A 19,926-nucleotide genomic window follows, 5' to 3' on the forward strand; every position below is an offset into this window, starting at 1 on the left:
GCCGGGCCCGCGCCGTCACGCCCGGTCGACCATCCAGGTGCCGTCCTCCTCGTCGTCGACCCGCACCTCCAGTTCGCGCAGGCTCATGCCGGCGTCCCACAGCTCCCGGAAACGCTTCATGCGGTCCTGGACGTGGTCGTGGCGGGCGATGAGCCGGGTCCGGATGTTGACGTCGCGCAGGTCCTGGTCGGTCTCGAAGGAGACCGTCTCGTCGTAGACGATGAAGTCGTTGGTCGTGCCCCGCAGCAGGTGCGGCGGCAGCTCCGGCAGGACGGCCACGCGGACCTCGATGTGCAGGACCTGCTGCTCCTCGCAGAGCCGCAGCAGCCGGTCGTCCAGCTCCCGCGCGCTCTCCAGCAGGAACAGCCGCCGCACCGGGACCCCGTGCTCGATCGCCTCCCGCTGGGCCTGCAGGTAGCGGCTGGCGGGTTCGCTGTTCCAGAACTCACGGTCGACGGAGGTGCTGGTGGCGCAGATGGAGTGCTCCGCGGCCCGGGTGAGGCTGAGCAGCCAGTCGTGGTTCTCACCGGGGCACTCCGCGATGAGGGTGGTGAGATCCGTCATCTGCCCGATCACCCGCTGCATCTCCAGGCGGACGAAGGTGGAGAGGATCGGCAGACCCGGGGACAGGACCTCGGCGAAGTTGGTGGCCAGGTCCGGCACGGACTCGATGCGGACCCACGCCGGTGCCGGTTCGGGCCCCGGCTCGGCGGGGCGCGCCGGGGCCACCAGGCGGGTCTCGACGAGCTCCTTCATGTCCTCGGTGTGCCGGTTCAGCCCGCTCTGCAATTCGTCGTCGTAGCGCCGCAGTCCGTCCCGCACGGTGGCGGCGGTCTCGGCGAGCAGACGCTCGGCCCGCCGGGCCCGTTCCTCCGCCGTGCGGTCCGTGCCGAGGAGGAGGTGCTGGGCGGCGACCGCGGCGACGGCACAGAGTGCGGCGGCGCCGAGCTGCCGCGCCGTACCGTCCTCCGGGCTCAATAACGCGGCGACGCCCCAGGCGAGCAGACCGGCGACGAGGCCGACCAGCAGTCTGCGGGGCCACGGACCGGCTTCGGTGTCCCGCTCCGGGACGTCCGTTGCGGTGCCGGCCGGCGGCCGGTCCGGGGTGGGTGCGGGGTGGGGCGGTACCGGCTTGCCGGGTGGCCTGCGGCCGGCCGGCCGGTCGGATGTGCTGACGGTGACCGGCGGGCCGGCCTTCTCTTCGGGCTGCGGTGACTGTGCCGTGCTCATCTCGCTTCTCCCCCCGTCGGGAAACGCGTCGGTTCGGGGTGCGGACATGTGCGTGGGGCCGGGTCGGGACCGCTCCGGGTCGCATCAGGGTGTCGGCTCCACCTCCCGGCGAGCCGGAGGGATCGCGTGCAGGGTCAGCTGGTCGCGGACGCGCTGCACCAGGGCCAGCCACTGCCGGGTGAACCCGGGCTCGTCCTCGAGCACGTCCCACAGCGTGGCCAGTTCCGCGGACACGCGGGCCCGGGGCATCCACAGGTGCAGCAGGTGGTCGACGGCGGGTCTCAGCGCCCCGACCACGACGGGCAGGCCGTCCGCGGCGGCCGGCGGACGGCGGGGACCCGGTTCCCCGGGTCCCAGGCGGATGCCGTCGAGGATGCGGACCAGGGTCGTCAGCAGCCAGTCGTGCAGCGCGAGGTCGTCGCAGAGCCCGGCCACGTCGGCGCTGCGGGTGCCCTCGGGGACCCGCAGCCGTACGGTGCGCAGCTCGTCCTCCGCGAGGGTGAACCGTTCGAGGGACGGGCCGTCGCCGTCCCGTGCGGGCACCGCCACCCAGCGCAGCCGGGTGGGCCTGGACCTGAGGGGCGGCCGCTGGTCGAGCAGCGGGTGCCGCAGCAGCCGCGTCTGCAGTCCGGCGGCGATCAGCCCGACGTCGAGGTCTCCGTGCCGGCCGCCGCCGAGGAAGCCCTCGGCGACCGCGTCGCGGGGCAGCTTGCCGAACGGTTCGAGCACCGCGGGCCGGACCAGGTAGTGGCCCCAGGGCCTGCGGTGGTCGGGGCCGGTGGCCGTGACCCGGAAGTGCGCGGAGGTCTGCAGGACCCGTCCCTCGGTGAGCGCGGCCCGGGCGGCGACTGTGCCGACCGCGCGGACCCGGGCGCCGTTGGAGCTCGGCAGCGGGCAGTCGACTCCGGTGAGGACGTCCGGGGAACGCCCGTACAGGTTGGGGCGTTCGGAGACCAGGACCCGCTCGTCGGCGCGCAGGCGCAGCAGCTGGGCGGCGGCACGGCTGTCGAGGGCCTGCCCGGCGGGCAGCAGGCAGGTCCGGACCTCGCCGCAGGCGAGCACGGCACGCGGTGCGGTGTCCTCCGGCCGCACCTCAGGACCCCTCGTAGAAGAGGTAGGAGATGCGGTCGGCCACCGAGGCGGGTACGGCCACGCCTTCGCGGGCGGACCGTTCGGCGACCTGGCGCAGCGCCTCCGGGTCCACGTCGGTCTGGTCGAGGATCACCCGGACCGCGTGCTCGACGGGCAGGAAGCGGTTGGGCAGCACGGAGCAGGTCCGGTAGGCGGCGAAGGGCGCCGCCCGCGGGTTGAGCCGGATCAGCGCGGGCATCTCGTCCCAGTCGTCCGGGAACGCGGAGTCGGTGTGGGGGTGCGGGTCGAGGACGGCGTCGCCCTGGTGGCGCAGCAGCCCGAGGCGGGCGAGCTGCCACACGGCGGCCAGGAAGGGGCAGGACCACACGCGCTGCCCGTCAGGGGTGTCGTTCCAGAGTTCGACGTCCAGGAAGACGGAGTGCCGGCGGGCCGCGGTCTCGGTGGGCGGCTGCCAGGCCGCGGCCTTTCTCATGGCCTGCGGGGCACGCGCGGTGGGGCTGCGCACTCCGTTGGCGAGCCAGCCGGTCTGTGCGGCCGGGGGCCGGTTGCCGTAGCTGCCGGGTGGTGGTTCCTCGACGATACGGCCGGCCACCGCCTCCGCGACCGGGACCTTGCCGGTGACCGCGCAGCCCGATTCGCGGGCCAGGTAGTCGACGGGCAGTCCGGCGCGGTCGGCCTCGGCCAGCAGGAGCGGGACGAGTTCGGCGGGGCTGGAGAAGCGGGTGAAGTAGTCGTCGATGAGGAAGCAGGTGCTGATCCGGGGGCGGGTGGTGCCCGCACGGTCGGCCTCGGCGGCGCGTGCCGCCTCCGCCCACGGGCGCACCCGGGCGAGGTGCCGGCGCAGAGGGCCCGGCCCGCCTTCGAAGTCCTCCATGTACAAGTGGCCCAGCTCCAGGGAGAGATGGGCCAGCGGCACCGACTGGGTCCGTGGTTCGGCGGTGGTTTCGCGGAACACCGCTTCCGTCATGGCCGCCCCCAGTGGGAGTCGTCGGTCAGCCGCCGGGCGATCTCCTCGAGCGCTTCCAGCGTCTCCTTGTTGGCGATCTGGGTAGAGAGCACGTCGTCCTCGGTGATCAGCTGTTCGCGCCACTGCAGGATGGGCTCCAGCGGGACGGTGCCGAGGACCACGCTGTCACCGATGTGCTGGTCGGCGGCGAGCCGGCGCAGCGCCTTGTTGCAGGACTGCATCCAGGCTTCCTGGGCGTGTGACACCTGCGACCACAGCGGCGACTCGGGATCGGGTACGGCGGCGCGTACGAAGCGGATGTTGCCCAGCAGGGTCTCCTCGTCGTGGCCGCGGTCGACGCCGCTGCGGACGATGCCGTTCTCCTTGTGGACGAGGCCGGCCGCGGCGATGACGTGCTGGTGCGTCCAGCGGTGGAAGACCAGCCAGCGGTAGGGGATGTTGCGCATCCGGGGGTGGGCCGTCGCCGCCAGGACCAGGTCGACGGCGTAGCTGCGGCCGGCGCTCAGGTCCACCACGACGAGGTCGAACTCCCCGTGGAGCCGCAGGAGAAGATCGATGCACCGTTCCAGGGCGTCCTCGCCGGTGGCGAACTCGCCGCCGCCGATGTCGCCGGGGTAGAGGACCAGGCGGCCGGACTGGTTCTGCCGGGCGCGCAGCACGGGGTGTTCCGTCTGCCGCCAGATGTCGATGCCGGCCGGCTCGGTGACCTCGCCCTCGAGGTAGGAGTGCAGGCCCTGTTCCTCGGTGCCGCGCATCGCGCTGGGGACGTCGAAGACGGCGGCGGCGGTCGGCGACCCGAAGTCGAAGTCCACGTAGGCCACGTGGTCGCCGGTGAGGGCGCGCTGGTAGGCCAGGTTGGCGCTGGTGACCGACCGGCCGGTGCCTCCCTTGTCGGAGGCGGCGAAGACGAGCACGGCTCAGCCCTCCTGCCCGGCGGCGTCCCGGGCCTGTGCCAGGGTGTCGAGTTCCTGAAGCACCGGCAGGGCGAGGGCGAAGGCGGTGGCGGGCCGGTCGTCGACGAGACTGCGGGCGTGGTCCAGGCGGCTCTCTATGCTCCGCATGGCCCGGCCGCGGCTCCCGTCGGCGGTGGTGGGCGCCTCCAGCTGCTCCTTGCCGAACAGGTGGGTGGCCTCGCTGAGCAGGTCCCGGGCGAGTTCGGCGAGTTCCGGGCTGCGGATGGGCTGCTGCTCGTACAGGTTGCGGGCGGCGACCAGGCATTCGGTGACGCGCTCGGTGACGCTCCAGGAAAGGCGTCGGGTGATGCCGTGCGCGTCCGGGTAGACGGCCCGCACGTTGTCCCAGAGGCCCGCGCCCGGGCCCTCCTCGATCCGCCGGTTCCAGAGGTGTTCGAAGGTCCGCTCGGCGAGGCGCAGCAGCCGGTCCTGGGCGTCGATGTTCCGGGAGAGTTCGGCGAGCTGGACGGTCCGCTTGAGCAGCTGGGCCGAGAAGTCCGTCATCCGCCACTGGAGGAGCGACCCGGAGCGTTCGGACCCGGCGAGCGGCATCAGCACGCCGGGGTCGTGCAGCCGGACGACGGGGTCGTTCCTCGTCATCCTGCTGGTGACGCGGCCCCGGTCGGCGAGGCGCTCCATGATGGCGACGGTGCGGGTGAGGTCGTCGTCGGTGGCCTTCCGGCGGACCAGGTCGTGGACGAGGATGGCCGCGACGGTGAGGGAGAAGTACTCCGACTCCAGGCGCAGTCCGGTGGTCTGCCAGGGGAGGTCCTCCAGGGGCCAGCGGTCGCTGCCGAAGCGGGCGACCGCGGACCAGTACTGCTGGCTGAGCTCCCAGCGCAGCCGGAGCGCCTCGGCGAGTTTCTGCTGGTCGGCGTTGAGCAGGCCCAGGGTGAGGGTGCGCTCGGAGAAGAGGTCCTGGATACCGTCCAGGGCGACCACGGTGAAGTACACGTAGGGGAGCCGGTCGGCGATGCCGTCGGGCTGGCCCGGGACCTGGACGTCCAGGTCGGTGATCCGCGGCGCGTCCTGCACCACGCCCCAGGCCCAGCCGCACTCGAAGAGCTGGCTCTCGTCGCGGATGCTCTCGTCGACCTGGATGCCGCGGCTGAGGCTCTCGATGATGGTGGCGCGCAGCGGGCGGAAGCGGCGGGAGAACTGCTGGAGCACCGCCCGGTCGGAGTGCCTGTTCTGGCCGATGACCTGGATCAGCCGCCGGCCCTGTTCGGACTCGGCGTCGAAGACGTTGACGGTGAAGGAGCGCAGCAGGCTGATCATCGCCGAGGTGAGCCGGGTGTTGGTGGCCTCCCTGAGTTCACTGAGCGCCCGGCGCACTTCGGGGCGGGTGGTGCTGCTCTCGTAGACCTTCAGGAAGCCGAGGGTGGCGAGACAGAGCGTGACGGACATGGAGTAGGAGTCGACGACTCCTAACTTGCCCTGTTCGTAGGTGAGTTCCTCGTTGGCGTCGGCGGGTTTGAAGTACGGCCCGCCGGCGAAGGTGGGACTGTCGTCGGGTCCGGTGTAGGTGCGCATGAACTGGGTCAGCGCGGTGATCAGGTTCGGCGGGATCTCCAGCCGGCTGCCGACCTGCTCCAGGGCGCGCAGCACGTCCCGCTCGGTGGTGTCCGGCTGGTCCAGGCGGAACGCCGGGATCTCGGTGGCGGGGTACAGCAGACACAGCAGCCGCTCCGCGTCCGCGACACTGCTCAGCCCGTCGGTGTCCCCCCAGACGAGCTTGCCGTCCTCGAACGAGTGGCGGGCCGCGGCCCGCCAGAGCTCCAGCAGGTGCTGCCGTGGTTTGATCTGCATCCCCTACCCCTCACAGGTCCGGTTGCCCGTGTGCAGTCATGGTCCCCGTTCCTACGTCCCGGCAATCTCCGCGTTACGCCGCCCCAGGGCGAGGAGGATTCCCTCGTGTCCCGGCCGCACCACATGGTTCAGATCGTGGATCTCCAGGCCGTCGGCGAAGCCCGCGAGGCTCTCCCGGACCCGGTCCTCGCCGACCCGGCAGGCCGGGTACCGGTGTTCCCCGATCCGGTAGCCGACCGACTCCTTCATGAAGGCGGCGGCGAACGGGGCGCCTTCGTTCAGCGCGCCCATGAAGCACTCCACACCCCGGCGGAACTCCTCGGGGCACTCCGACATGGAGTCGGCGACGAAGAACATCGTCCCGATGTCCCAGCGGCGCTGTCCGTCGAGATCGAGGAGGTTCGCCCGCTCCACGCGGACGATCTCACCGAAACGGCTCCTGGGCTCGACACGGTGGTAGGCGGGATCGTCGCGGAGCACGTCCCAGAAGGGGTCCCACACCACGTCGTACCCGGTGGGGGACGCCTGCTTCTCCAGGTACTCGACGTTGGGCCGGGCGTACTCGAGCAGCAGGATCTTCTCGCACCACGGCAGCATGGACAGCGCCGGATAGAGATTCGCTCCGGCGCCCACGTCGACACCCCGCACCGCGTCCGGGACACCGTCCGCGAAGCAGCCGCTGAAATGGTCGCGCATCAGCCGCACGATCATCAGGTCGACCTCGAGCGGCGTGCGGTAATTCAGGTCCACATAAGCCTCTGGATCGAACTTCGACCACGGGGCGTCGGCGTTTCGGTCCATCATCACCCTGCCGCGTTCCATTCAGTGTTGGACAAGACCGAGTGCCCTGTCTGCGCGCCCGGATGGACGTCGGCAGGCGAAACAGCATCTCCGGTTCTCGCACGGTAGGCCGCTGTGGCACGCGGAGACAGCCAGGAACACGCCAGTCCTCAGTGAACGGGCGCACACCAGGCGCACACCAGCATATCTCCGCACACCTGAAATCGCCCTTGCACGCGGTGAGTTGGACGCTCACTCTAGCCAGTGGACGTCACCGGCCGCCACCGGGAACCTGAAATCCCCCCGGTGTGAACGGTCGGTGCGTCGCGTTGACGTCCGCACGTCCCGACTGGGGGTTGCATGACCGCCGAACCGCTGGAGCGCACCCTGGACCACGACGGGCACCTCGGGGAACCCGCCGGGTTCCCCGGGTCCCGCAGTCCGTCCCTACGGGCGGCCCGGGAGTCCGACCTGCCCGAACTGCGCCGGCTCGACGAGGAGGTCTTCCAGGAGGTCGCCTATCCGGCCTTCCTGCTGCGCCAGCTCTACGACATGTACGCGGAGCACCTGCTGGTCCTCGACGAGGGCGAGGGCCGTCTGCGCGGTTACGTGCTGGCCGCCACCACGGCGCTCAACCGGGACAGCTGGATCCTCGGTCTGTGCGTGACCATGAGCCGCCGCCGGCACGGACTGGGCCGGGAGCTGATGACGGAGGTCCTGGCCCGGCTGCGCGAGGACGGGATCGAGCAGGTCCGGCTGACCGTGGAGCCCGCCAACCGCCCGGCGATCCTGCTCTACCGCTCCCTGGGTTTCCGCCCCGAACCCCCCGACGACGGAATCAGGGCCGACTACTTCGGTCCCGGTCTGGACCGTCAGATCATGCACCTGCGGCTGTCCGGGGACCACTGACCGACCGCGGGCCGGCCGGCCCGAACGCCCGTCAGGACGGTGTCCGTGCCGCCGCCAGCAGGCGGGTCACGTCCGTCGAGCAGATGGTGAGGGCCGCGCCGACCGTGGCGAGGGCGTCCCGTTCGGCGGGGGTGTAGGGGCCGTCGGCGAGGGCGATGCGGGCGCCCTGGAGGAGGATGGACTCGCGGCCGGGGGCGGCGAGGTGGGGGGCGAGGGGGTCGAGGGCCTCGTGGAGTTCGATGGCGAGGCCCGCCGTACAGGGTTCGCCGGTGAAGCGGCCGGTGTCCGCCTCCAGGGCCTCGACGAGCGCGGCCAGCTGCTCCTGCGTGCAGTCGTCGAAGCCGGCCGCGCGCACACCGGTGACGGCCGTCTCCAGGGAGGCGCGGGAGCAGACGCCGCCGGCGGCGAGGACCGCGAGGGCGACGGTGTGGACGGCGTCGCGGAGCATCGCGGAGAAGCGGGTGGTGGTGGGGTGGTCCAGGACGTCGGTGCCGAAGTGGCGGCGGCAGGCGGCGCATTCGACGGTCGGGCCGGACTCGCCGCGCGGCAGCACGGGCACGCCGAGCAGGGTGAGGCGGCGGCGTCCGGTGAGCCGCTGGTAGTTGCGGTCACCTCCGCAGCCGGGGCAGAAGAACTCCCCGTCGCCGACGGCCGTCCACGCCGTGCGGGTGCCCAGCAGGCGCGACAGTCCGGCAGCAGCGGTATGGCCGCGGGGTCCCCGTTCTGGCAGCACGTCGCACCTCCGTCGACACCACGGCATCATCGCCGCGCTTGCGTGATGTTAGCCACATCCATGAGCCCGAGTCAGTACCCCGGGCGAGACCTTCCCGTGACCTCCACAGCCTTTGGCCGGTAAACGACGGGGCTCCGCCCGCCGGGAACGGCGGGCGGAGCCCCTCAAACCCCACGAAACGGCTGTTCAGCGCGCCGCTCGGTTGACGGCCGAGACGACGGCCTTCAGCGAGGCCCGTGTGGTGTTCGCGTCGATTCCGATCCCCCACAGGACCTTGTCGCCGATCGCGCACTCGATGTACGAGGCGGCCTGCGCGGAGGCGCCCTCGCTCATGGTGTGCTCCTGGTAGTCCAGCAGGCGCACGTCGATGCCCACGGCGCCCAGGGCGTCGAAGAAGGCCGAGATGGGTCCGTTGCCGGAGCCGGTCAGGGTGGTCCGCTCGCCGTCGACGGTGGCCTCGACGGTGAGGGTGTCCACGCCGTCGCGGTCGGTGGTGGACTGGCCGTTGGCGACCTGGATGCGGCCCCAGGGGTTGTCCGGGTTGGGCAGGTACTCGTCCTGGAAGACGTCCCAGATCGCGGTCGGGGTGATCTCGCCGCCCTCGGCGTCCGTCTTCGCCTGGATGATCTTCGAGAACTCGATCTGCATCCGGCGCGGCAGGTCCAGCTTGTGGTCGTTCTTCAGGACGTAGGCGATGCCGCCCTTGCCGGACTGCGAGTTGACGCGGATGACGGCCTCGTAGGAGCGGCCGACGTCCTTGGGGTCGATCGGCAGGTACGGGACCGCCCACTCGATGTCGTCGACGGTGACGCCCCTGGCCTTCGCGTCGGCCTCCATCGCGTCGAAGCCCTTCTTGATGGCGTCCTGGTGGGAGCCGGAGAAGGACGTGTAGACCAGGTCGCCCACGTACGGGTGGCGCGGGTGGACCTCCATCTGGTTGCAGTACTCCCACGTGCGTCGGATCTCGTCGATGTCGGAGAAGTCGATCTGCGGGTCGACGCCCTGGGAGAACAGGTTCATGCCCAGGGTGACCAGGTCGACGTTGCCGGTGCGCTCGCCCTGGCCGAACAGGCAGCCCTCGACGCGGTCGGCGCCGGCCATCAGGGCCAGCTCGGCGGCGGCGACGGCCGTGCCGCGGTCGTTGTGCGGGTGGACCGACAGGCAGACGTGCTCACGGCGGGACAGGTGGCGGCCCATCCACTCGAAGCGGTCGGCGTGGGTGGAGGGGGTGGAGCGCTCGACGGTGGCGGGCAGGTTGAGGATGATCTCGCGGCCCGGGCCGGGCTGGTAGACGTGCATCACCGCCTCGCAGACCTCCAGCGCGAAATCCAGCTCGGTGTCGGTGAAGATCTCGGGGCTGTACTGGTAGCCGAACTCGGTCTCGTCGCCCAGCAGCTTCTCGGCGTACTCCATCACCAGGCGGGTGCCGTCGACGGCGATCTGCTTGATGTCGTCCCTGGAGCCGCGGAAGACCACCCGCCGGAAGACGGGCGCGGTGGCGTTGTACAGGTGGACGGTGGCGCGCCTGGCGCCCTTCAGGGACTCCACCGTGCGCTCGATCAGGTCCTCGCGGGCCTGGGTCAGTACGGAGATGGTGACGTCGTCCGGGATGGCGTCCGGGTCCTCGATGATGGAGCGCACGAAGTCGAAGTCGGTCTGGCCGGAGGCGGGGAAGCCGACCTCGATCTCCTTGTAGCCCATCGTGACCAGCAGGTCGAACATGGCGCGCTTGCGGGCGGGCGACATGGGGTCGATCAGGGCCTGGTTGCCGTCGCGCAGGTCGGTGGAGAGCCAGCGGGGGGCGGTGGTGATCCGCTGCTGCGGCCAGGTGCGGTCGGGGATGTCGACCTGCTCGTAGCGGCCGTACTTCTGGATCGGCATGGAACTGGGCTGCTGGCGGTTTGCCATGATGCGTGGGCTCCTCGGAGGTCCGCGGGGTGTCCTGGTGGACGGCCGACGGCGCAGCGCCGAACTCCGCGGGGAGGGGGTCGGCCTCTAGTACAGGCCCTCGCCGCGGCAGCTAAGGAGGAGCAGCCCGAAACGCATGATGCTCCGCAGCCTATCCGAGTCGCCCGCCGTGCGAGGGTCCGTATCAGTATGCGGGACCGCCGGGATGAAGGGGACAGAAAGTGCCGTATACCACTCCTGAGGTCCACCGGAGGCGGCGGGTCCCCGGATTTCATCCATCATGGTTGCGCCTGGTGACAGACCGGTGACTCAGTGCAATGGTTCCTGGCATGACCATCCACGGGGGCTTCGAGCCCGTCTTCTGCACGATCATCCCGCCGCACGTCCTCGACCGGCTCGCGCAGGCCGACGACCCCGCGCTCTCCGGGCCCGCGCGCCGCACCATCCAGCGGGACGCCTTCGAGCGCACCCGGCGCCATCTGACCACGGTCGCCGGCGCCCCGGCCGTCGCCCTGCTCGCCGACGCCGAGCCGGGCAAGCCGCACCGCACCGTGTACGACGCCCGGCACGGCACCGACCTGCCGGGGACGAAGGTGCGCGGCGAGGGCGACGCGCCGGGCAAGGACGCCACGGTCAACCGCGCCTACGCCGGTCTCGGCGCCACGTTCGAGCTGCTGCTGAAGGCGTACGACCGCGACTCCATCGACGGCCACGGTCTGCCGCTGGACGCGACGGTGCACTACGACGAGGACTACAACAACGCCTTCTGGAACGGCGAGCAGATGGTCTTCGGCGACGGGGACGGGGAGATCTTTCTCGACTTCACCAACGCCATCGACGTCATCGGCCACGAACTGGCCCACGGCGTCACGCAGTACACCGCGAACCTGACCTACTACGGGCAGCCGGGCGCGCTCAACGAGTCGGTCTCGGACGTCATCGGAGCGCTCATCAAGCAGTACACGCTCGGCCAGACCGCCGACCAGGCCGACTGGCTGATCGGCGCCGGGCTGCTCGCCCCGCGCGTCACCGGCAAGGCGCTGCGCTCCATGAAGGAGCCGGGCACGGCGTACGACGACGACGTGCTCGGCAAGGACCCGCAGCCGGCGACGATGGACGACTACGTCCGCACCGGCCGGGACAACGGCGGCGTGCACATCAACTCCGGCATCCCGAACCACGCCTTCTACCTGGCGGCCACCACCCTCGGCGGGCACGCCTGGGAGCGGGCAGGGCAGGTCTGGTACGACGTGCTCACCGGCGGTGACCTCGAGCAGGACGCGCTCTTCACCGACTTCGCGACGCTGACGGTGAAGGCGGCCCGCGCCCGGTACGGGGACGGTGACGAGTTGCAGGCGGTGAGCAAGGCCTGGGAGCGGGTGGGGGTGCGGACGCTGTAGTTCCGTACTAGACACGGACCCATGCGTATTCAGGTACGACGCACGGGCGGGTTCGCGGGCATCGAGCGACGGGCCGAGGTGGACACCTCGGGACGGGCCGACTCCAAGGAGTGGCACGCCCTGGCCGAGCGGGCGCTGGCCGCCGGCCGGGCCACACCGCCCGCCGGGGTGCCGGACGGTTTCAGCTACCGGATCACGGTGGACGGCAGGTCGGTGTACTGCGCGGATCCCGGGCTCACGGAGGAGCAGCGCACGCTGATCAGAAGGGTGCTGAAGGAAGGAGCATGACCTGATCCCGGTTTCGTCGCCCTCGTCCTGACCTGGGGGTGATGACCCTTCGGAACACGGGCGTTGACGTGACCCGCCGTCGGTGCGGATGATCCGGGCCATGGCGACGACGAACCCGGTGCCCCGTTTCCCGGACGGATTCCTGTGGGGAGTGTCGACCTCGGCGCACCAGATCGAGGGAGCGGCCGACGCGCGCGAGCCGTCCGTGTGGGACGTGTTCTCGGCGGAGCCGGGGCGGGTGCGGGACGGCTCGACGGCGGCGGTGGCCTGCGACCACGTCCACCGGCACGCCGAGGACGTGGCGCTGCTGGCCGGCCTGGGCGTGGACGCCTACCGCTTCTCCGTCTCCTGGCCGAGGGTGCGGGCGAAGGGCGGCCTGGACTTCTACGACCGCCTGGCCGACGACCTGTGCGCGGCGGGCGTACGGCCGGTGCCGACGCTGTTCCACTGGGATCTGCCGGTCGGGCTGGACTGGCTGGAGCGGGACACCGCCGAGCGGTTCGCGGAGTACGTGAGCGAGGTCGCCGGCCGGCTGGGCGACCGGGTGGAAAAGTGGATCACGCTCAACGAGCCCGCCGAACACACCCTGCTCGGGCACGCCCTGGGCGTGCACGCGCCCGGCAGGAAACTGCTCTTCGACGCGCTGCCGGTGGCTCATCACCAACTGCTCGCGCACGGACTCGCGGTGGGCGCGCTGCGGGCGGCGGGCGCGGACGACATCGGGATCGCCAACTCGCACGCCCCGACCTGGCCGGCCTCCCAGGACGAGGCGGACAGGACGGCGGCCGGCTTCTACGACACCCTGCTGAACCGGATGTTCGCCGACCCGCTGCTCCTCGGCCGCTACCCGGAGGGCATCGGCGAACTGATGCCGGGCGACGTCGAGGCGGACCTGGAGGTCATCGCGGCGCCGCTGGACTGGTACGGGATCAACTACTACGCGCCGACGCGCGTGGGCGCCCCGCAGGGCACGGAGATCGACTTCGGCGGAGTGCGGATGCCGGCCGAACTTCCCTTCTCCGTACGGGAGATCGAAGGGCATCCGGTGACGGACTTCGGCTGGCCGGTGGTCCCGGAGGCGCTGACGGAGCTCCTCACCACCTTCCGCGCCCGCTACGGCGACCGCCTGCCTCCGGTGGTCGTCACGGAGAACGGCTGCGCGTACGAGGGGCTGGACGACCGGGACCGCATCGCCTACCTCGACGGCCACGTCCGCGCGCTGCACCGGGCGGTGGAGGCGGGCGCGGACGTGCGCGGCTACTTCGTGTGGTCCCTGATGGACAACTTCGAGTGGGCCGAGGGCTACGCACGCCGCTTCGGGCTGGTCCACGTCGACTTCGACACGCTGGAGCGGACCCCGAAGGCGTCGTACGGCTGGTTCAGGGACCTGCTGCGGGAGCAGCGGCGCGGCTGAGCGGCAGGCGCGCGAACGCGGCGACGCCGGTCAGAAACCGAGGCGCCGCAGCTGCTTGGGGTCGCGCTGCCAGTCCTTGGCGACCTTCACGTGGAGGTCCAGGAACACCGGGGTTCCGAGGAGCGCCTCGATCTGCTGGCGGGACTTGATGCCGACGTCCTTCAGGCGCTTGCCCTTGGGGCCGATGACGATGCCCTTCTGGCTGGGGCGCTCGATGAACAGGTTGGCGTGGATGTCGAGGAGGGGCTTGTCGGCGGGGCGGTCCTCGCGCGGGAGCATCTCCTCGACGACCACGGCGATGGAGTGCGGCAGCTCGTCGCGGACGCCTTCCAGGGCCGCCTCGCGGATCAGCTCCGCGACCATGACCTGCTCGGGCTCGTCGGTGAGGTCACCCTCGGGGTAGAGGGCGGGGCCCTGAGGCATGAGCGGGATCAGGAGGTCGGCCAGCAGGTCGACCTGCTGGTTGGCGGTCGCCGACACCGGGACGATCTCGGCCCAGGTGATGCCCAGCTCCTGGCCGAGCTGGTCGACGGCGATCAGCTGTTCGGCCAGGGCCTTGCCGTCCACCAGGTCCGTCTTGGTGACGATCGCGACCTTCGGGGTCTTCTTGATCCCGGCGAGTTCCTTGGCGATGAAGCGGTCACCGGGGCCGATCTTCTGGTCCGCGGGGAGGCAGAAGCCGATCACGTCGACCTCGGCCCACGTGGTGCGCACCACGTCGTTCAGCCGCTCGCCCAGGAGGGTGCGCGGCTTGTGCAGGCCGGGGGTGTCCACCAGGATCAGCTGCGCGTCCGGGCGGTGCACGATGCCGCGGACGGTGTGCCGGGTGGTCTGCGGCCGGTTGGAGGTGATCGCCACCTTCTGCCCGACCAGAGCGTTCGTGAGGGTGGACTTGCCCGCGTTGGGGCGGCCCACGAAGCAGGCGAAACCGGCCCTGTGGACGGCCTCGGCCGGCTGGTCGGATGACTGGGTACGAACGCTCATGCCGCCCATTCTCCCTGATGCCGGGAGCCCTGCCGCACCACCGTCCGGAACGGGGCCGGACCGGGCGCCCGCGGGGTGCCCGGCCCGTCCACCCGGTGCCCGGTGGGATCAGTCGAAGACGAACGGGCCCGGCGCCTGGGGTCCGGTCGCCGTACAGGTGATGGTGATGAAGCCGAATGCGGTCACCTTCACGGTGCCGCCGAACGCCTCCAGGCTGTCGCCGGAGGCCACGGTGCCGGTGAGCGGGCCGACCTCGAGGGCGTCGCCGGCCGCCATGGCCGGGTTTTCGGTGCCCCTGAAGACGGTGGTGCCGCCGCCTGCCTTCACCATCCTCAGCTCCGAGACCAGGGAGTCCTCGGCGAGGGCGACGGGCGCCGTGACCGCGGAGGTGGTGATGGTGACGGTGGCGGACGTGCCGTTCTGGGTCGCCGTCAGGGTGGCTTCGCCGCCACCCCAGGTTCCGCAGTCGGCGTTGACGGTCGCCGCCCCGGGGGCGACGGCCGCCGCGGCGGGGGCGAAGGCGAGTCCGCAGACCGCGAGGGCGCCTGCCGCCAGGGACAGACCCGTTCCGAATCGCTTGCCTCTCATGGGATTCCGGCTCCCTTTCCGTGTGGGGGGGGAGTTCCGTGTGGTGGGGAACTCCGTCGGGGGAACTGTTCGGAGAACTGATCGGCAGATGGGTCCGGACCCGCTGCGACGCCGGTCGCCCACGACGTCTCGCCGGGCCCGGCGTTTCCATTGATGCGCGGGAGGCAGTGCGCGACAAGGTGGAAATCTGGCCTATTTACCGGCGGTAACACCCGGGGGCGGGCGACGCGTCAGCCCGCGGTCAGCGTCTCCCGCACCGTTCCGTCCGGGCCGGCCAGCAGCACCGGGGTGCCGGGCCCGCCGAGGTCCCGTACGGCCGCCCGGTCCTCGGCCGTCGCCGTCTCCGCCTCCGTCACCACGGCGGCCGCCTCCAGTGACGTCGCCCCGGACGCCACGGCCATCGCCACCGCGGTCTGCAGGGCGCTCAGCTTCAGGGAGTCCAGGGTCACGGTCCCCGCGGCGTAGGTCCGCCCGGTCTCGTCGCGTACGGCGGCCCCCTCGGGCACCCCGTTGCGGGCCCGCACGGAACGGGCCAGGGTGACGATCTTGCGGTCCTCGGGGGTGAGGTCGGTGCTGTCGGTCATGGGACGAGCATAAGGAAGGGTCCTGGGGCTCGTCCGACGAGAGGGGCGGACACCGCTCAGGAACCGGTGCGGAGCGCGGGCAAGGGGTCGGCGAGGGAGCGGAGGAAGGAGTCCCACACGGCGGGGGTGACGGCGACGATGTCGCCGCAGCGGCGCTTCGAGTCCCGGACGCGGACCTCGACACCGGTGGAGGCAACCTCGACGCAGTCGTCCGTGTCCACGGATCTACTGCTCTTGCGCCATGCCCATGCCTGACTCACCCTCGACCTCCACCCCGGTTGTGGACCGCCCAGCCGGGGGCGTCCCCCGTGCAGTGCCGTGCATCACACGGCAGACCTCCCATGCTACGTGCAGAACCCACGCACCCGGACATGACAAAATCCGCCAACTTACCGTGCCGGCACGGCAAGTTGGCGGGGAAACCGCTCCGACGGGTCTGCTCAGGCGACGGCCTGCTGCAGCAGCGCCTCCAGTTCGTCGCCTCCCTCCGCGATGCGCTCCGCGAGTCGCCGCAGCACGACGTCGACGCCAGTCTTCAGCGACATGTCCTCCAGCTCCCAGAAACGCTCCAGGTACTTCCGGGTCTCCTCCGGGGAGGTCGAGGCGGTGGTCAGCCCCCGGGAGTCCTCGATGAACAGAGAGTCCTCCATCCCCTCGGCCTGGAACTCGAACAGCGTGAACGGCCCCTGGACGCCGGGGTGCGCGCCGATGCTGAACGGCAGGATCTGAATCGTGACGTGCGGACGCGCCGACAGGTCGGCCAGATGCTCCAGCTGAGCCCGCATCACCCCGCGGCCCCCGGTCACGCGGCGCACCACCGACTCGTCCAGGACGAAGGAGAACTCCCGCCCCTCCCCCTGGTCCAGCAGCTCCTGACGCGCGAGGCGCGACTCGACGACGCGGTCGACGTTCTCCTCGGGCATGTCCTTGCCGTAGGCGCCGATCACGGCCCGCATGTACTCCTCGGTCTGCAGCAGACCCGGCAGGAGCGATGCCCCGAACTGGCGATGGACGGAGGCCGCCGACTCCAACGCGAGGCGCTGCATGAAGTCCTTGCTGTACAGGTCCCGGTACTCGGTGAACGGCATACGCCGGCTGCCCCGGGCCATGTCCAGCAGTTCTTCGAGCTTGCGCCGGTCCGTGATCCCGTAGGCGGCGACGAGCGGACGCAGGTCGTTGACCGAGATGCCGACCTCACCCGCTTCGATCCTGATGAGCTTGGACGGACTCCACTCCATCCGGTCGGCAACCTCACGCTGCGTCAGGCCGGCGGTCATGCGGGCCTTGCGCAGTTCAGTGCGCAGCCGCAGGCGCAGCAATGCCGCACTCGTCACGACCATCCCTGCTCCACCCCCCATCGGATCCAGCATTGTGCAAGGTAGCAGATATGCATGTTACCCATCGAGACCTTTCGAGGAGGACGCATCGGATCGATGCACGTGCACGTCGATCCCAGGAGAGACTTACCACAGCGCACACACCTCCGCATTCGGACGCTCCGCAATCTGCCATGTCGCACATCGAACAAGTCGTTTCAGATGCTTCACATAGCAGACTTACAACAGGCACTGTCCAATGAGCACCTGCCGCGTTACGCTGTCCAGCGTAACGCTTGTCGAACGGCCCGCCGCACACAAGGGGTTGATCAGCCATCAGAACGCGCCGCGGACATCGTGAGTGCACGTCAAGACCACCGGTCCCACTTCTGACACAGCCCGTTCGCGGCTCGCCGGGACACGGCGACGGACGGAGCCGAGAGGAGCCGATGGCCGATGTCGGACCGACAGGAACAGGGAGGAGAGCGCCGCCCCGAGCGAGTCGAGCGCACATGGGGAGAGCGGGTGGCCCTGGCCCTCCCGCTGATCAACCTCCTCATCGCGATCCAGAAGATCGTCGACGAATGGGTTCTCCCGTTCGTGTGACAGCAGTCAGCCCCGACCTGAGCGGTCGGGGCCGAGAGCGGCGGACGCTGTAGGAAGACGCTTCCGCTCCGAGTTTCCCTGGCAGGCGGCCCGGAGCGGTGGCGTCGTAGCGCACCGTGAGTACATTCTGCCGCCACGTCCTGGCATTGGCGAGGGGCCGGTCGGGCCAATCCGGTGTGCGCCGGGTGCACACCCGGGGCAGGTCACGCTCGGTCGAGCTTCAGCCGCTCCGCCCGCGGCAGACCGGCCACGACCAGGTCGTACGAGTCCTCCACCAGCTCCCGGACCAGGCGGTCCGGGAGGGTTCCGTCGACCGTCACGGTGTTCCAGTGGCGCTTGTTCATGTGGTAGCCGGGGGAGATCAGGTCCGGGTGTTCGGCGCGGAGCCGGATCGCGTCCTCCGGGTCGCACTTGAGGTTGACCGTGAGAGGCCGCGCGTCCAGAGCCGTGAGGGCGAACAGCTTGCCCCGCACCTTGAACACCGAGGTCTCGGGGTTGAAGGGGAAGTCCTCCACGGCGGCGTTGAAGGACAGGCACAGGGCGCGCAGCTGTTCCGGGGTCACTCCGGCCCGTCCTCCTCCTCGCCCGGCGGGTCCGCGGGGCCCACCGGCTCCACCAGCACCGTCACGATCTTGTTCCGGCGTCCGGCCGACGCCTCCGCGGTCAGCCGCAGCCGACGTCCGTCGGGCAGGTCGACCACGGACGAGGCACCCGCGATCGGCACCCTGCCCAGGTGCTTGGCGAGCAGACCGCCGACGGTCTCCACGTCCTCGTCGTCGTACTCCTCCAGCCCGTACAGCTCACCGAGGTCGGTGATGTCGAGGCGGGCGGTGACCCGGTAGCGCTCCTCCCCCAGCTCCTCGACCGGCGCGATCTCCCGGTCGTACTCGTCGGTGATCTCGCCGACGATCTCCTCGAGGATGTCCTCGATGGTGACGATGCCCGCGGTGCCGCCGTACTCGTCGACGGCGACGGCCACGTGCCGGCGTTCCTTCTGCATCTCGCGCAGCAGGTCACCGGCGTTCTTGGTGTCGGGCACGAAGAACGCGGGGCGCATCGCGGTCGACACCAGTTCGCTCTCGGCGTCCCGGCTGATGTGCGTCTTGCGGGCGAGGTCCTTGAGGTAGACGATCCCGACGATGTCGTCCTCGCTCTCGCCGGTCACCGGGATGCGGGAGAACCCGGAGCGCAGGGCGAGGGTGAGCGCCTGCCGGATCGTCTTGTACCGCTCGATGACCACCAGGTCGGTGCGCGGCACCATCACCTCACGCACGAGCGTGTCGCCGAGCTCGAAGACGGAGTGCACCATGCGGCGCTCCTCGTCCTCGATCAGTGATTCCTTCTCCGCGAGGTCGACCATCGCGCGCAGCTCCGCCTCGGAGGCGAAGGGACCGCGCCGGAAGCCCTTGCCGGGGGTGAGCGCGTTGCCGATGAGGATGAGCAGCGAGGGGATCGGACCCATGACCCGGGCGAGCGGCACCAGCACGTACGCGGCGGCCGTGGCGGTGTTCAGCGGGTGCTGGCGGCCGATGGTGCGCGGGGACACGCCTACGGCGACGTAGGAGACCAGGACCATGACCGCGATGGCGATCAGCAGCGCCTCGGCCGTCCCGTCGAACTCGCGCAGGCAGCCGTAGGTGATCAGGGAGGCGGCCGCCATCTCGCAGACGACGCGGACCAGCAGCGCCACGTTGAGGTAGCGGGTGGGGTCGGCGGCGATCTGCGCGAGCTTGGCACTGCCCCGGCGGCCGGACCGTACGGCTTCCTCGGCGCGGAAGCTGGAGACGCGCGCGATGCCGGCCTCCGCGGAGGCGGCCAGCCAGGCGACGACGACGAGGGCGATCGCGCCGAGGACGAGTGCCGGACTCATGAGACGGTCGGGGCGGGGGACGGGCCGGTCAGGCCCTTCTCCGCGCGCCAGCCGTCCACGATGGCCGCCTGGAGGCCGAACATCTCGGCCTTCTCGTCCGCCTCCTCGTGGTCGTAGCCCAGCAGGTGCAGCACACCGTGGACGGTGAGCAGCTGCAGCTCCTCGTCCATGGTGTGCCGCGTGGGCGCGTCCTGGCCCTGCCGGGCAGCGACCTCGGGGCAGAGCACGATGTCGCCGAGCAGCCCCTGCGGGGGCTCGTCGTCGTCCTTGGACGGCGGCCGCAGCTCGTCCATCGGGAACGACATGACGTCCGTCGGCCCGGGCAGGTCCATCCACTGGATGTGCAGCTGCTCCATGGCCCCGGCGTCCACGACGATCACCGAGAGCTCGGAGAGCGGGTGGATGCGCATGCGGGCGAGCGCGTAGCGGGCGATGTCGAGGATCGCCTGCTCGTCGACCTCGGTTCCGGACTCGTTGTTGACGTCGATCGACATC

Annotated in this window: 21 protein-coding genes; 5 read left to right on the plus strand and 16 right to left on the minus strand. The window is 70.8% G+C overall.

Features of this window, described 5'->3' with window-relative positions:
* Positions 1-15: 15 nt before the first annotated feature.
* The 6 genes from ACZ6A9_RS08000 to ACZ6A9_RS08025 all read right to left on the minus strand — a co-directional run bounded on the left by ACZ6A9_RS08000 (position 16) and on the right by ACZ6A9_RS08025 (position 6,855).
* On the minus strand, positions 16-1,230 hold the full coding sequence (locus ACZ6A9_RS08000; RefSeq protein ID WP_468980453.1) for a hypothetical protein: 1,215 nt from the start codon (positions 1,228-1,230) through the stop codon (positions 16-18).
* 84 nt (positions 1,231-1,314) lie between these two features.
* Entirely contained in the window at positions 1,315-2,322 is a 1,008-nt protein-coding gene (locus ACZ6A9_RS08005) for an SCO2521 family protein (RefSeq protein ID WP_468980456.1), read from the minus strand.
* A gap of 1 nt (position 2,323) precedes the next feature.
* A complete protein-coding gene (locus ACZ6A9_RS08010) occupies positions 2,324-3,289 on the minus strand; it encodes an SCO2522 family protein (RefSeq protein ID WP_468980459.1) in 966 nt (321 codons plus the stop codon).
* Positions 3,286-4,203, minus strand: a complete 918-nt coding sequence (locus ACZ6A9_RS08015; protein WP_468980462.1) for an SCO2523 family variant P-loop protein — start codon at positions 4,201-4,203, stop codon at positions 3,286-3,288. Before ACZ6A9_RS08015 ends, ACZ6A9_RS08010 begins: the two co-directional genes overlap by 4 nt.
* A gap of 3 nt (positions 4,204-4,206) precedes the next feature.
* On the minus strand, positions 4,207-6,051 hold the full coding sequence (locus tag ACZ6A9_RS08020; protein WP_468980464.1) for an SCO2524 family protein: 1,845 nt from the start codon (positions 6,049-6,051) through the stop codon (positions 4,207-4,209).
* 51 nt (positions 6,052-6,102) lie between these two features.
* The gene (locus ACZ6A9_RS08025; protein ID WP_468980467.1) at positions 6,103-6,855 is read right to left on the minus strand and encodes an SCO2525 family SAM-dependent methyltransferase; all 753 of its coding nucleotides are present in this window, start codon (positions 6,853-6,855) and stop codon (positions 6,103-6,105) included.
* 336 nt (positions 6,856-7,191) lie between these two features.
* Here ACZ6A9_RS08025 and ACZ6A9_RS08030 point away from each other — a divergent pair, with 336 nt between their 5' ends.
* Positions 7,192-7,740, plus strand: a complete 549-nt coding sequence (locus tag ACZ6A9_RS08030) for a GNAT family N-acetyltransferase (RefSeq protein WP_468980470.1) — start codon at positions 7,192-7,194, stop codon at positions 7,738-7,740.
* A 31-nt stretch (positions 7,741-7,771) separates the two neighbouring features.
* On the opposite strand, the gene ACZ6A9_RS08035 is transcribed toward ACZ6A9_RS08030, so the two are convergent.
* Both ACZ6A9_RS08035 and leuA read right to left on the minus strand, forming a co-directional pair.
* Positions 7,772-8,473, minus strand: a complete 702-nt coding sequence (locus ACZ6A9_RS08035; RefSeq protein WP_468980474.1) for a TerB family tellurite resistance protein — start codon at positions 8,471-8,473, stop codon at positions 7,772-7,774.
* 186 nt (positions 8,474-8,659) lie between these two features.
* A complete protein-coding gene (leuA, locus tag ACZ6A9_RS08040) occupies positions 8,660-10,381 on the minus strand; it encodes a 2-isopropylmalate synthase (protein ID WP_468980477.1) in 1,722 nt (573 codons plus the stop codon).
* A 329-nt stretch (positions 10,382-10,710) separates the two neighbouring features.
* On the opposite strand from leuA, the gene ACZ6A9_RS08045 reads away from it, so the two are divergent.
* The 3 genes from ACZ6A9_RS08045 (at position 10,711) to ACZ6A9_RS08055 (ending at position 13,483) form a co-directional block, all read left to right on the plus strand.
* Positions 10,711-11,781 (plus strand): M4 family metallopeptidase, encoded by a 1,071-nt coding sequence (locus ACZ6A9_RS08045; RefSeq protein WP_468980480.1) that lies wholly within the window; start codon positions 10,711-10,713, stop codon positions 11,779-11,781.
* 21 nt (positions 11,782-11,802) lie between these two features.
* Positions 11,803-12,069, plus strand: coding sequence for a protealysin inhibitor emfourin (locus ACZ6A9_RS08050; protein ID WP_468980484.1), 267 nt, complete (start codon positions 11,803-11,805; stop codon positions 12,067-12,069).
* 100 nt (positions 12,070-12,169) lie between these two features.
* A complete protein-coding gene (locus ACZ6A9_RS08055) occupies positions 12,170-13,483 on the plus strand; it encodes a GH1 family beta-glucosidase (RefSeq protein WP_468980489.1) in 1,314 nt (437 codons plus the stop codon).
* Positions 13,484-13,513: 30 nt separating this feature from the next.
* Here the strand turns inward: ACZ6A9_RS08055 and era are convergent, their stop codons facing one another.
* The 5 genes from era to ACZ6A9_RS08080 form a co-directional block, all read right to left on the minus strand.
* Positions 13,514-14,467 (minus strand): GTPase Era, encoded by a 954-nt coding sequence (gene era / locus ACZ6A9_RS08060; protein WP_468980492.1) that lies wholly within the window; start codon positions 14,465-14,467, stop codon positions 13,514-13,516.
* Between the two features lie 108 nt (positions 14,468-14,575).
* Entirely contained in the window at positions 14,576-15,055 is a 480-nt protein-coding gene (locus tag ACZ6A9_RS08065; RefSeq protein WP_468980495.1) for a hypothetical protein, read from the minus strand.
* Positions 15,056-15,285: 230 nt separating this feature from the next.
* Entirely contained in the window at positions 15,286-15,639 is a 354-nt protein-coding gene (locus ACZ6A9_RS08070; RefSeq protein WP_468980499.1) for a cytidine deaminase, read from the minus strand.
* A gap of 56 nt (positions 15,640-15,695) precedes the next feature.
* Complete coding sequence (locus ACZ6A9_RS08075; RefSeq protein WP_468980504.1) at positions 15,696-15,899, minus strand: DUF397 domain-containing protein; 204 nt, start codon at positions 15,897-15,899, stop codon at positions 15,696-15,698.
* Between the two features lie 180 nt (positions 15,900-16,079).
* Positions 16,080-16,979: a helix-turn-helix domain-containing protein gene (locus tag ACZ6A9_RS08080; protein ID WP_468980508.1), complete on the minus strand. Its 900-nt coding sequence runs from the start codon at positions 16,977-16,979 to the stop codon at positions 16,080-16,082.
* A gap of 432 nt (positions 16,980-17,411) precedes the next feature.
* On the opposite strand from ACZ6A9_RS08080, the gene ACZ6A9_RS08085 reads away from it, so the two are divergent.
* A complete protein-coding gene (locus ACZ6A9_RS08085) occupies positions 17,412-17,561 on the plus strand; it encodes a hypothetical protein (protein WP_228968976.1) in 150 nt (49 codons plus the stop codon).
* Positions 17,562-17,764: 203 nt separating this feature from the next.
* Here the strand turns inward: ACZ6A9_RS08085 and ACZ6A9_RS08090 are convergent, their stop codons facing one another.
* Genes ACZ6A9_RS08090 through ybeY form a run of 3 tightly spaced genes read right to left on the minus strand, consistent with a single transcriptional unit; the run spans position 17,765 to position 19,925 of the window.
* Positions 17,765-18,124, minus strand: a complete 360-nt coding sequence (locus ACZ6A9_RS08090) for an MmcQ/YjbR family DNA-binding protein (protein ID WP_468980512.1) — start codon at positions 18,122-18,124, stop codon at positions 17,765-17,767.
* Entirely contained in the window at positions 18,121-19,431 is a 1,311-nt protein-coding gene (locus ACZ6A9_RS08095; protein WP_468980518.1) for a hemolysin family protein, read from the minus strand. Before ACZ6A9_RS08095 ends, ACZ6A9_RS08090 begins: the two co-directional genes overlap by 4 nt.
* A complete protein-coding gene (ybeY, locus tag ACZ6A9_RS08100; RefSeq protein WP_228968973.1) occupies positions 19,428-19,925 on the minus strand; it encodes an rRNA maturation RNase YbeY in 498 nt (165 codons plus the stop codon). Before ybeY ends, ACZ6A9_RS08095 begins: the two co-directional genes overlap by 4 nt.
* Between the last annotated feature and the right edge of the window lies 1 nt (position 19,926).

The organism is Streptomyces sp. NPDC041124 (assembly GCF_055592385.1).